The organism is Athalassotoga sp., from assembly GCF_049965695.1.
Lineage (GTDB): Bacteria > Thermotogota > Thermotogae > Mesoaciditogales > Mesoaciditogaceae > Athalassotoga.
Map to the genome: position 1 here is coordinate 62,277 of NZ_JBMFWB010000001.1, position 12,727 is coordinate 75,003.

14 protein-coding genes are annotated in these 12,727 nt (G+C 39.5%); 10 read left to right on the forward strand and 4 right to left on the reverse strand.

What is annotated here, in order from left to right; genetic code table 11:
• Positions 1 to 11 precede the first annotated feature (11 nt).
• From gap to ACP5NR_RS00335, 4 genes are all read right to left on the reverse strand, one after another.
• Entirely contained in the window at positions 12 to 1,016 is a 1,005-nt protein-coding gene (gene gap, locus ACP5NR_RS00320; protein WP_428005301.1) for a type I glyceraldehyde-3-phosphate dehydrogenase, read from the reverse strand.
• Between the two features lie 29 nt (positions 1,017 to 1,045).
• A complete protein-coding gene (locus ACP5NR_RS00325) occupies positions 1,046 to 1,369 on the reverse strand; it encodes a YbaB/EbfC family nucleoid-associated protein (protein ID WP_428005302.1) in 324 nt (107 codons plus the stop codon).
• A complete protein-coding gene (gene dnaX, locus ACP5NR_RS00330) occupies positions 1,369 to 2,757 on the reverse strand; it encodes a DNA polymerase III subunit gamma/tau (protein ID WP_428005303.1) in 1,389 nt (462 codons plus the stop codon). Before dnaX ends, ACP5NR_RS00325 begins: the two co-directional genes overlap by 1 nt.
• A 251-nt stretch (positions 2,758 to 3,008) precedes the next feature.
• Entirely contained in the window at positions 3,009 to 3,662 is a 654-nt protein-coding gene (locus tag ACP5NR_RS00335; protein WP_428005304.1) for a DUF1361 domain-containing protein, read from the reverse strand.
• A 387-nt stretch (positions 3,663 to 4,049) separates the two neighbouring features.
• Between ACP5NR_RS00335 and prfA the strand changes: the two genes are divergently transcribed.
• From prfA to mnmG, 10 genes are read left to right on the forward strand one after another with little or no spacing between them, the layout of a single operon-like run.
• Positions 4,050 to 5,102, forward strand: coding sequence for a peptide chain release factor 1 (gene prfA / locus ACP5NR_RS00340; protein WP_428005305.1), 1,053 nt, complete (start codon positions 4,050 to 4,052; stop codon positions 5,100 to 5,102).
• Between the two features lie 5 nt (positions 5,103 to 5,107).
• Positions 5,108 to 6,010, forward strand: coding sequence for a hypothetical protein (locus ACP5NR_RS00345; RefSeq protein ID WP_428005759.1), 903 nt, complete (start codon positions 5,108 to 5,110; stop codon positions 6,008 to 6,010).
• A 4-nt stretch (positions 6,011 to 6,014) separates the two neighbouring features.
• Positions 6,015 to 6,230, forward strand: coding sequence for a hypothetical protein (locus ACP5NR_RS00350; protein ID WP_428005307.1), 216 nt, complete (start codon positions 6,015 to 6,017; stop codon positions 6,228 to 6,230).
• Positions 6,208 to 6,951, forward strand: coding sequence for a class I SAM-dependent methyltransferase (locus ACP5NR_RS00355; protein ID WP_428005315.1), 744 nt, complete (start codon positions 6,208 to 6,210; stop codon positions 6,949 to 6,951). Before ACP5NR_RS00350 ends, ACP5NR_RS00355 begins: the two co-directional genes overlap by 23 nt.
• Entirely contained in the window at positions 6,948 to 7,856 is a 909-nt protein-coding gene (gene miaA, locus ACP5NR_RS00360; protein ID WP_428005308.1) for a tRNA (adenosine(37)-N6)-dimethylallyltransferase MiaA, read from the forward strand. Before ACP5NR_RS00355 ends, miaA begins: the two co-directional genes overlap by 4 nt.
• Positions 7,856 to 8,125: an RNA chaperone Hfq gene (gene hfq, locus ACP5NR_RS00365; RefSeq protein WP_428005309.1), complete on the forward strand. Its 270-nt coding sequence runs from the start codon at positions 7,856 to 7,858 to the stop codon at positions 8,123 to 8,125. Before miaA ends, hfq begins: the two co-directional genes overlap by 1 nt.
• Entirely contained in the window at positions 8,122 to 9,351 is a 1,230-nt protein-coding gene (hflX, locus tag ACP5NR_RS00370) for a GTPase HflX (protein ID WP_428005310.1), read from the forward strand. Before hfq ends, hflX begins: the two co-directional genes overlap by 4 nt.
• A complete protein-coding gene (locus tag ACP5NR_RS00375) occupies positions 9,341 to 9,658 on the forward strand; it encodes a hypothetical protein (RefSeq protein ID WP_428005311.1) in 318 nt (105 codons plus the stop codon). The genes hflX and ACP5NR_RS00375 overlap by 11 nt, the downstream gene beginning before the upstream one ends.
• Positions 9,655 to 10,845 (forward strand): methionine adenosyltransferase, encoded by a 1,191-nt coding sequence (metK, locus tag ACP5NR_RS00380; RefSeq protein ID WP_428005312.1) that lies wholly within the window; start codon positions 9,655 to 9,657, stop codon positions 10,843 to 10,845. The genes ACP5NR_RS00375 and metK overlap by 4 nt, the downstream gene beginning before the upstream one ends.
• Positions 10,846 to 12,681, forward strand: coding sequence for a tRNA uridine-5-carboxymethylaminomethyl(34) synthesis enzyme MnmG (gene mnmG / locus ACP5NR_RS00385; RefSeq protein WP_428005313.1), 1,836 nt, complete (start codon positions 10,846 to 10,848; stop codon positions 12,679 to 12,681).
• Positions 12,682 to 12,727: the final 46 nt, after the last annotated feature.

A 12,727-nucleotide genomic window follows, 5' to 3' on the forward strand; every position in this document is an offset into this window, starting at 1 on the left:
AAAAACCACCATCAAAGAAGTTTCTGAACCATTTCTATCAAATCAACAGCCCTGTTTGTATATCCATATTCGTTGTCGTACCATCCAAAGACGTTGACAAGTTCTCCGTTAACCTTAGTAAGCAAAGAATCGAAAACGCAAGAGTGTGTTTCTCCTATTATGTCACGAGACACTATTTCATCTGTGCAGTAAAGCAGAGCCTTGCCCATCGGTCCTTCGGCAGCCTTTTTGAATGCGGCGTTAACTTCTTCAACGGTCGTCGGTCTCTTAAGTATAACCTTGAGATCGGTTATTGAACCTGTCGAAACCGGCACTCTCAAAGCCATGCCATCCAATTTTCCCTTAACAGATGGTATAACAAGGTGAATGGCCTTTGCCGCACCCGTCGTCGTGGGTATCGTGTTCATTGCGGCAGCCCTTGCACGCCTGAGATCTTTGTGAGGCAAATCAAGAATTCTCTGATCATTCGTGTAACCGTGAACGGTTGTCATGAATCCTTTGACGATTCCAAAGTTATCTTCAAGCACTTTGACAAGGGGAGAAAGAGAATTGGTGGTACAAGAACCTGTAGATATTACAACATGATCCTTTTTCAACGCTTCATCGTTGACATGGGGATTTATCGTTGAATCGGCACCATCCGCAGGAGCAGAAATTATAACCTTCTCGGCCCCGGCCTGAATGTGAGCCATCGCCTTATCTTTGCTTGCAAAAAGTCCGGTAGATTCAACGGCAAGCCTCACACCAAGTGCTTTCCATGGAAGTTTTGAAGGATCTTTTTCCGCAAATACCTTTATCTCTTTGCCATCGACTATTATTGCGGTATCTGTGTAGGAAACTGTTCCCTTGTATGTGCCGTAATTCGAATCATATTTGAAAAGATGAGCAAGTGTCTTTGTATCGGTTATATCATTCACGGCAACAACGTTGATAGGTCTTTTTTCCTCGAGAATAACACGAAGAATTTGTCTTCCGATCCTTCCAAACCCGTTAATTCCAACTTTTACTTCTGACATTTTAACAACCTCCTTGATTTGTTGAACTTTTAAAATCCAGGTATTTTCATACCGCCAGTGGCTTTTTCCATCTCTTCATTTGAACGCGCTTTCGCCAAATTCACGAATTCGTTGAAAGCACTTATGAGAAGGTCTTTAAGCATTTCCGAATCACCGAGCAAATCATTCGAAATGTTTATCTCCTTCACTTCATAATCGCAATTACCCTTTAGAGTTATCGCTCCGCCACCGACCGTTGCACTTACCTCTATATTTTTAAGATTTTCTTGAACTTGAGTGATTCTTTTCTGCATTTCCTGTGCTTGCTTCATTATGTTTCCCATATTTCCACCAAAACCGAAATTTTTTGCCATTACTCTCCTCCTTCTGGAAGAATCTTCCCTCCAAATAAACTCAACACTTTTATGATGGGATCCCTAAGTTTATCGTTCATTGAATCTATTGGAATCTTGGAATACGCAAAAACGAATCTCACATCTCTTGAAGTTACGCTCTTGAAATCATCGGTTATCATCTTATCTTTTTCTTTCAGAATTTCGTTCTGCAATAAAGTATAAGAGACGACAAGTATTCTATCTCCCAGATCTTTCAAATCCGCTTCAGAAAGCGCAACGTAAACGGAAAGATCTTTCTGCACATAAAATTGAATCAGCCTTTCAACATCAGTCTTTATTTCTTGATCAACTTTTTCAACCTGTCTAACCTGATCTGCCAAAGGCTGAACATTTGCTGAAGAAATTTTTTTGTACTTCAAAGCCTCAAATGCACTCATTACCTTGAAAAGATCGAATTGCTTTTCTTCATACCTTAAAATTTGGACAAGATCTCCTGCAAATTTTCCTATTGAAACCAAACCATCATCTTTTATCCTCTCTGAAGAATATTCTACCACACTTCTGAGAAAATTCATGACGTCCGTTCCCTGATTTTTTATTGAATCAACGACATGGATCAAAGCGTCAACGTTACCATCGAGAATTGATGTGATGTAACTTTCAACTGTTTCTATTGGACTATCTCCAAGCACAGAAAAAGTATCCGCGAGCGTTACTTTTTCGTTTGAAAACCTCGCGATTTCTTCGAGCATGCTTAAGGCATCTCTCATTCCACCCGCTGCCTCTTTTGAAATATGATCCAGCGCTGCGGCTTCGTATTCGATATTTTCGGCTTTACAAACATCTTCAAGTTTTGAACGTATGATATTTGGTGATATTCTTCTGAATTCGAGCACCTGACATCTTGATATGATTGTTTCCGGTACCTTTTGAATTTCCGTCGTTGCAAGTATGAAAATTGTTTTTTCCGGAGGCTCTTCAAGCGTTTTTAAAAGCGCGTTGAAAGCCTCTCTTGTAAGCATATGAACTTCATCTATTATGTAAACCTTGTATTTGAGTTTTGAAGGCATGTAAAAAACGCGATCCCTTATCGATCTTATCTCATCTATGCCTCTATTCGACGCGGCATCCATTTCTATCACGTCAAGAGTTCTTCCCGTGTCTATTTCAACACATGAATCACACACATTGCACGGATCGTAGCCATCAATGGGATGATCGCAATTCACACTTTTGGCAAGAATTCTTGCAACTGAAGTTTTTCCCGTTCCACGTGGGCCACTGAAAAGATAGGAGTGTGAAACTTTTCCGCTTTTAACCGCGTTGGAAAGCAACAATTTCACATGATCCTGTCCCAAAATCTCTTCAAAATTTTTAGGCCTATATTTTAAGTAAAGTGTGCCCATTTATTTCACCCATCTTTATTTTATACTAAACCAGTTTTAAATTCCGAATCATCGCTGCGGCAGGTGTCCCACTCGATGTCTGTCCTCGCTCCGCTGCGAAGGCCATCGAGAGGGCATCCTGCCCTTCGCTTAAATTAAATGAACATTCGACTTTTAAAGTTATTTAAGTATAACACAAAAATAGACATCAAAGATTAGGGACTGGAGAAAAAAACGGCAAATAGCAAACGGTAGGTGGCGCGTATATGAACCTAAATTTGATCAAGCATGTAAAGAGAAAGATATATCAAAAACCAAATTATTCCAAAAAAAGATGAAAATTCGATGATTTTAAAAAATTCAAAACCTTTGACAGTTGAAAATATGCTTAAAATTTCCCAACTGTTTAATCTCAAAAATCTTCCAACGTAGATGCCAAATCCTGACATCATGGAAACAAAGATGACGAATATCCACGACACAATTTTATTTCTATCGTCAAAAATCCTGTGGATTATGAAAAGCGAAAAAAAGCCGATGATTATCCCTGTAAATGTTGTCAGAATAAATTGGGCTAATTCAAACCACGGAATAAATCTAAAACTGTAAGCGAAAACATGATCTTTTAACACCATATAATCGCTGGGCTGGATGTGAATTATATCCGTCATAAGATAAGGAGCATTGGGATAGAAAAAAAGCCATATAACCCCGAAAAGCATCATGAATGTTGATTTAAGAACAGGTCTTATGCCAGATCTATAAATTAAAAAAATCAAAAATGAAAGTAAAAGTGGAATCCATGCAAGAAAAAGATTTAAAAGTAGAAAAGATGTTTGCCCGTTTTTGTAGAAAACCATCTCATACGTTATAAGCATCACAGTTACAATCGTCAGAGAAAATGGAATTAAAAATATTTTTTTCAAAGTTTCATACCTTTCGTATTCGATCCGTAATTTCCGGTATAGCAGAAGTCACCTCACGGCATCATGCTCTCTGCCTCCGTCCGCCTTTTCCACGCGCTACCGGCTACCCGCCACGTGCTGTTTTGCTGATTACCGATCACGCGTTACTCCTAACTGCTTTTTCTCTAATCTCTTTTTTACTTTTATCCTATTTGTCAAGTCAATCAATTATATACTGAACCGACTTTAAATTCCGAATCGTAGCGATGGCAGGTGCCCCCACTCGATGTCTGGTCCTCGCAGGCTGCGGAGGCCATCGAGAGGGCATCCTGCCCTCCGCTTTGGTAAACAAGCATTCATCTTTTAAAGTGAATTATGATATAATTTCACCGAAGGAAGGTATCTTTGATGATAGAAACTTTGAAAAAATTTTATGACAAATATCAAGAACTCAACAAAATTCTTTCCGATCCCGAAGTCATGAAGTCTCCAGAAGCAGTTATAAAATATTCAAAAGCACTTTCAGAAGTGGAAGAACCGGCAAAGATCTATGAAAGTTATTTAAAAATAAAAAACGAGATCGAAGAATTACAATCTCTTGATTCTACAGATATTCATGACGAGATCATCAAGGAAATTTCTCAAAAGAAATCTGAACTCGAACAAATCGAAAACATGTCCGGTGAATTCATAGAATCTCTTGATTCTGATGTCGGAAGAAACGTCATAGTCGAGATAAGAGGTGGTGTCGGAGGACAGGAAAGCGCTATTTTTGCAGGAGATCTGTTGAGAATGTATTTAAAATATGCTGAAAAGCACAAACTCAGCGCTGAAATTCTTGACTCACATGAGACAGAACTTGGCGGTTTCAAAGAAGTTATATTTTCTGTCTGGGGAAAAAGCGCATACAAACTTTTCAAGTACGAAAGTGGGGTTCACAGGGTGCAGAGGGTACCTGTAACGGAAGCATCCGGAAGAATTCACACTTCAACTGCAACTGTTGCAGTGCTTCCAGAAGCAACAGAAGTTGATGTTCAGATAAACCCTGATGATTTAAGAGTTGATACTTTCAGATCATCTGGAGCCGGAGGTCAGCACGTCAACAGAACCGAATCGGCCGTAAGGATAACACACATTCCAAGTGGAACTGTTGTCGTGTGCGAATCTGAAAGATCTCAGATTCAAAACAGAGTCATAGCGATGAAGATATTAAGAGCAAGACTTTTTGAGATCAAAAAGCGTGAAGAAGAAAGCAAAATGTCTGACATGAGAAGAACTCAAATAGGAATGGGTGAAAGAAGCGAAAAGATAAGGACTTACAATTTTCCGCAAAACAGGGTGACAGATCATAGAAATGGTTTTACGGATCACAGACTTGAAGAGGTTATGAATGGCGATTTGGACGAAATAGTGAAATCGTTGACAGAATGGGAAATGCAAATGATGGCAAAGGAAGGGTGATTGGCGTGAAAAAAAGTTTCTTCTTTTTTGTGATCGTGGCAGCAGGTATTCTTGCTTTGATACTTTCTGGGTGTTTTCAGATGCAAACTACAATTTCTTTTGATTCATACATTCAAACGACACCTTTTTCATCGATATCTCATATTTACATATTCATAAAATCGATAAATGCCAACAACAACAGTATAGGTGTTCCAAATTTAAACCAAGAATACGATCTTGTTCCTTTAACTAACATCAACAACTTTTACACGGCAAATCAAATTCCAGGCCTTCAAAATCTTGCATTCAGCGGAAATGGACCCTTTTCTATCAACTCAATTTCAATGAACATAGGGCCAGTTGCGACCGTCGTAACCGGAAACGGTTCTCAATACTTTATACCGGTTGCAACGACGATAACTGTTCCGTTTTACAATTACAATAACCAATCGATGCAACAGGCGCCCTTGCAAATAAACGCAGGACAGAATAAGACGGCGTTGATTTTATGGAATCTTTCACAATTGTTTGGTTCATCTCAATCTCCCGTCACTTTAAGCGCAAGCGGTTTCGATATGTCCAATCTTATAACTTTCAACATCATCTACAAAGCGTCCAACGTTACCTTAAGCGATCCATCACTTTACACAGGTTCCTATCCGGCTTACAGATTTGCGGAGATCTACGACTCTTTGGTTTACGGCAATAAAACCTACAGTCTTACGGCTCAGGGATACTGGAACACACTGACAGACGCTTACGATTTCACATTTTATCCATTTGCAGCACCGACATCGAATGGATACACGGTATCTTTTTCAATTAAAAGTGCGACGGAAACTTTTCTTCCAAGTGCGACAGTTACAAGTATTCAAAATACCGTCACCATTCACGCAAGTAACATAACGATAACACCGACCGATTGATTTCATGAAGAAAAAGATACTTATCGTTGTACTTTTGATAATAGCCGGATGGCTTGTGTATTTTGATATCACGTCGTACATTTCTTACGTGAAAACCAAAAATGAATATGAAATTGTCCTTAAAAAATATCAAAATACAAAAAATGAACTGGATTACATCCAACAAACTATGAAGGAGTTGCAATCTCAAATTGCGAATGGTGGTAACCACAGCCCATAAACCAGATAATCAACAGATAAATAGAGCAAAATCACTTTCTGTCCAGTTAGGATGTAAGTATATTCCAAGACGTCATTTCAGATTTATCGAAGATGAAGTTGTCATAATAACGGAAAGAAATGGGATATCTGCCATGAAGGATGGAAAACATCTTTTTTTCCATCCTTCTTTGGCTGTTTTGAGAAAATCCAATTTCGAACTCGGTCAGAGAGATTATCTTATAGAATCACTTTCTCTCAAAGGAAACGAAAAGGTGCTCGATTGTACTTTAGGACTCGGAAGCGAGGCTATTTTGATAGCCCATTTTTTACCCGAAGGAAAGGTTAAATGTCTTGAAAGTTCAAAGATAGTGAAAATGATCGTCGAAAATGGTTTACAAGAAGAAAATTTACCGGACTGGGTAGTCGATGCCTCTAAAAGGATTGAGATATATGAGGGTAACTACAAAGTGTTCATAAGAAAATCGAGAGAGCAATTTGATTGCATCTACGTTGATCCGATGTTTGAACATCCCGAATTAAAATCGGTGGCAATGAACAGTTTAAGGCCTTTTGCCGATTATTCCGGAATAACAAATGAGGACTTGGAAATAATGAAAAAGATCACAAAAAGGATCGTCGTCAAGGCAAGGTGGAATGACTCGATCTTTGAAAAATACAAGTTTGACAGAGTGGTGGGCAGTTTAAAAAGCAACATAGGTTATGGAGTGATTGAACTTTGAAGATACCGCTGATAATGGGACCTACTGCCGTTGGCAAAAGCGATTTTGCCGTTAAACTTGCAAAGATCATCGATGGAGAGATAATCTCAGTCGATTCAATGCAGATTTACAAATACATGGATATTGGGACCTCAAAGGTAGATATGGAAATAAGAAAAGAAATTCCCCATCATATGATAGACATCGTAAAACCTGATGAAGATTTTGACGCCAAACAATTCAGAGATGAGACAATAAAGGTAATTGACGAAATCATATCAAGAAACAAATATCCCATTCTGGCAGGCGGTACAGGTTTTTATTTTGAGGCTTTAAAATATGGCATTTTTGAAGGCCCTTCCAAAAACAAAGAAATAAGGGAATCTCTTTTGAAAATAGAAAGAGAAAGCAACGGATCGCTTAGAAGGATACTTTCAAAGATTGATCCTGTTGCTTTTGAAAAATTCGATGCCAGTGATCTCACAAGAATTGTAAGGGCGATAGAAGTTTACGTACTTACCGGAAGACCGATATCCGAACTCTGGAAAGAAAGATCCGAAGATGAAAGATTTACAATTTTTGTGCTTTACAGAGAAAGGAATGATCTTTACAGGCGAATAAACGAAAGAGTTGAAAGTATGTTTGATCATGGATTTGTGGAAGAAGTTCAAAATTTGCTGAAAATGGGATATTCTAAAGATTTGAAAGCCATGAGATCCATAGGATACAAAGAAGTGGTACAATATCTTGAAGGAGAGATCGGTATCAACGAATGTGTTGAAATGGTTAAACTTGCCACACGTCATTATGCCAAAAGACAATTGACATGGTTTAGAAGATATGAAGATGCGGTGTGGATAAATCTTTCGAATGGAGAGGAACTATCCTTGAACAAGGTGCTTAAAATCATTGAATGGGGGGCCTAATGGTGGAAAAACAAAATTTACAGGACAGATTGTTGAACTATTTGAGAAAGCGAAAGATCGAAGCCAAAGTTTACCTCGTGAATGGATTTCAGGTGAAAGGACTTGTCAGATCCTTTGATAATTACACGGTTCTCATTGAAAGCGGAAGGCAACAAAATATGGTCTACAAACATGCCATAAGCACGATAATTCCCGTTGAATATGTTGAACTGGGCGAGGCCCTTGGCAAGGAAGTTTTGGAAGAGGAGGAAAACGAAGAACAAGGTTGAAAAAGGCGATATTGTTGGGTGCAACTTATTCAAAATGGCTTAACATAGAAAAAAGCCTTGGTGAACTTGCGCTGCTTTTAAAAAGCATTGACATCGATCCTGTTATGAGTTTCTGGCAAGTTTTGAGGACACCGCTTCCTTCTTATTTGGGAACCGGAAAACTGAACGAAATCGCCCGTTACATAAAAATGTACGAAGCCGATGGAGTTGTGACGGATGATGAACTTAACTCTGTTCAAAGGACAAGCCTTGAAAAAATGCTTAAAGTCGAAGTTTTAGACAGAACTCAGGTAATACTGAAAAACTTTTCAAGGAGTGCGACAACGCAGGAAGGAAAAATAGAGGTAGAACTTGCAACTTTGGAATACGCGCTTTCCCATCTTATAAAGTCTAAAGACATGTCGCGTCTCGGCGGTGGCATAGGAACAGTTGGGCCGGGGGAATCCAAACTCGAAATGGATAGAAGGACTATAAAAAGAAAAATCTCTTTGTTAGAGACAGAAATTGAAAAAATATCGAGAGAGAAAATGACCAAAAAGAGCAAACGAATCTCTTCAATAATACCAAAAGTATCGATAGTGGGTTATACCAATGCCGGAAAATCGATGCTTCTGAAATCGTTGAGTGGATTTGAAATCAAAAGTGAAGACAGACTTTTTACAACTTTGGATCCTATAACAAGAAAAGTGTGGATAGGAGAAAATCTTTACGCCTTGTTTTCCGACACCGTCGGTTTTATATCAAAACTTCCAACTCAACTTGTTAAGGCTTTTAAGTCAACACTTGACGAGATAAAAGACGCCGATCTCATTTTACTCGTTATCGATGGATCTGATGATGATTTTGAAAAGAAAATGCAGGTATCGATAGACACTATATCCGAAATAGGTGTCACAGATATACCGATTTTAAAAGTCATAAACAAAATAGACCTTTGCGATTCGAATCGTTTATCCGCTTTGTCAAGAGAATATCCCGATACCATTTTTGTTTCGGCACTGAAACGACTTTACCTTGATGAATTACTTTCAAAAATTCGAGATGAATTGACGAAGGACTATATTAATCTCGAAAAGGAAGTTGACGCATCTCAATGGCAGAGGATCATCGGAATGGAAGGAATAAGAATAATGAATTTTAATTCATCTGACGGGAAAGTACATGCGAAACTCAAGATCAATCCCGTTATTTTATCAAAAATAACAGAGGTTCAAAATGTGGTTTAACAAAAAGCCAAAGGGCAAAGGCCCCCTGTACTTTGAAAAAGAAGGAATTTTCATGTACACGCAAAGCAAACAGGGCACTTTGTTTCGCACGATACTTAGAAAAGGATACGATTTTCAATCGAATTACGATGAAGGACCGGCCATAATTTTGGATAAAGAACTTGTCGGCCAGCGATCAGACGATCTTTTGAGCGTTCATGTTGAATTAGATGAAAATTACAATGTTATATCTTCAGAGATAAACGGAGGTAAATTCCTGACTCCGGAAGAATATGAAGAACTTTCAAAGAAGGAGGAACCAAAGTGAAGAAACTTTTCACAAGCGAAAGTGTTACTGAAGGCCATCCGGACAAGATAGCAGATCAGGTTTCGGATGCAATTTTGGATGAGGCAATAGCGCAGGATCCGGAAAGCAGAGTTGCCATTGAAACCTTTGTGGTCAGAGGAGAGGTTATGGTCGGAGGACAGATGACGACGAAAGCGTACATAGACATTCCGTCCGTTGTGCGCAAGACCGTACTTGACATAGGATACACAAGGGCCAAATATGGCTTTGACGGTGAAACATGCGCGGTTGTAACGGCCATAGACGAACAATCACCGGATATAGCCCTTGGAGTAGATGAAGCCTTTGAAGTAAAAGAGGGAGAGAAAGTTTCAGATCCTCTTGAAAAACTCGGTGCGGGAGATCAGGGTATAATGTTTGGATATGCAAGCGATGAAACTCCTGAATATATGCCTTTGAGCATATCTCTTGCCCATAAACTTGCAAGAAGACTTTCCGAAGTTAGAAAGACAAAAACTCTTGATTTTCTAAGGCCTGACGGTAAAACTCAGGTAACAGTGGAATTCGATGATGACGGAAAACCTATTGCGGTTGATGCCGTTATAATATCCGCCCAGCACGATCCGAATGTTTCGAGAATCGACCTTGAGAATGGAATACACGAAGAGGTTATAAATAAAATAATTCCTCATGAGTATTTCACAAAAGAAACCAAGATATACATAAATCCAACGGGACGATTTGTGATAGGCGGCCCTATGGGTGATACAGGACTGACCGGCAGAAAAATAATAGTCGATACCTACGGCGGAGTTGCGCCTCACGGTGGCGGTGCTTTCAGCGGAAAAGATCCGACCAAAGTTGACAGATCGGCGTCTTACATGGCAAGGTATGTTGCAAAAAATATAGTTGCCGCCAAACTTGCCCATAAATGCCTGATTCAGGTTGCTTACGCCATCGGTGTTGCAAGACCAGTTTCGATTTTTGTTGATACTTACGGAACCGGTGTTATTCCGGACATGGAATTGACGAAGATCGTGAATCAAATTTTTGATTTTAGACCCGGTGCCATAATAAAGAATTTGAATCTCAGAAAACCTATCTACAAACAACTTGCCGCTTACGGTCACCTTGGAAGGACAGATCTCGATCTTTCTTGGGAAAAGACGGATAAGATCCAAAATTTAAAGGCAGCGGTGAAAGTTTGAATGGAAGAATATGATGTAGTCGTAATAGGTGCAGGACACGCAGGGGTTGAAGCAGCCCTTGCAACCGCAAAGCAGGGTTTTAGAACCCTGCTTTTGGGTATAAATCTTGATAACGTTGCATGGACACCATGTAATCCTGCGGTTGGAGGACCAGCAAAAGGAATAATCGCAAGAGAAGTCGATGCACTGGGCGGCGCGATGGCAAAGATAACAGATGAGGCCATGATAAACATAAGAGTGTTAAACACCTCGAAAGGACTTGCGGTTCAAGCGCTAAGGGCTCAGGTGGACAAATATCTTTACTCAAAAACGGCAAAACAAATTCTCATGGAACAGAAAAATTTAACTTTACGCCAGGGAGTGGCGACTGATCTGATCGTCGAGGAAGGAAAGGTCGCCGGTGTCGGCACATCCCTTGGCATTTTGTACAAATGCAAAGTTGCGATAGTCACCACTGGCACATTTCTTGGCGGGAAAATTTTCATAGGGCCAAACTCAATGCCGGCAGGTCGCCTTGGAGAACCTCCCGCAGAAGGTTTAACTGAGAGTCTCAGAAAATACGGTATAAATATGAAAAGGTTTAAAACCGGTACGCCACCGAGAGTTTTAAAATCATCGATTGATTTTTCAAACCTTGAAAAGCAAGAAACGGCAGACGAACCGCTGGCATTTTCATACTCAGATGATCCAAAAATTTTACCCAAAAATTATCCTTGTTTCATAACAAGAACAAGCACCGTAACCCATGACATAATAAGAGAAAATCTTCATTTCTCTCCAATGTACGGAGATGTCAAACTCATCCATTCGGTCGGACCACGTTATTGTCCTTCAATAGAGGATAAGGTCGTGAAATTTCCAAATAGAGATTCCCATCAACTTTTCGTCGAGCCGGAAGGAATAGATTCAATGGAATATTACATAAACGGCTTTAGCACATCCCTACCTTACGATGCTCAGGTAAGAATGCTTCACACGCTTCCGGGCTTTGATCATGCGGTGATAATAAGACCTGCTTATGCAGTTGAATACGATTACGCGGATCCGACACAACTTTATCCAACCCTCGAATCCAAAATGGTTGAAAATCTTTACTTCGCAGGGCAGGTTAACGGCACAAGCGGTTACGAAGAGGCCGCAGGACAGGGCATAATGGCCGGATTGAATGCCGGATTGAAGTTAAAAGGAGAAGATCAGATTGTGCTTGGACGTCACGAGGCTTACACCGGCGTTATGATAGACGATCTTGTCTTCAAAGGTGTAGACGAACCTTACAGGATGCTTACCTCAAGGGCTGAGTACAGGTTGCTTTTAAGAGACGACAACGCACACTTGAGACTTACGAAGTACGGTTACAGTGGTGGCATAGTTGACAAAGATTTCTACGAAAGAGTTCTGAAAATCGAAAAAGGTGTAAATGAGACGATTGAAAGATTTAAAACGGTTAAAATCAAAATATCAAAGGATTTCAAAAATTTGGACATTCAAAAAACGCTTTCGCTTTTCGAACTTTTGAAAATTCCGGGTGTATCTTACTCGGACATAGTCGAATTCGATCCCCAACCAATTACCGATGCAGAATTGATAAAAGAAGTTGAAATAGAAGTTCACTACGGTGGATATATATCTAAAGAAATTCAGGAAGCACAAAAACTTTCAAAATTGGATAAGATAAGAATACCTCCAGATTTTGACTTTTCAAAAGTTGTTGGAATTTCAACAGAATCAAAACAAAAACTCATCAAAATGAAACCCATGACACTCGGCCAGGCTGCAAGAATTCAGGGAGTTACTCCAAGCGATTTATTTCTTCTGAGTTCAAAGATAAAGGGTTAATCTGTAATCGCATCATCCACACATTACGTTTTAATGAATAAATTTT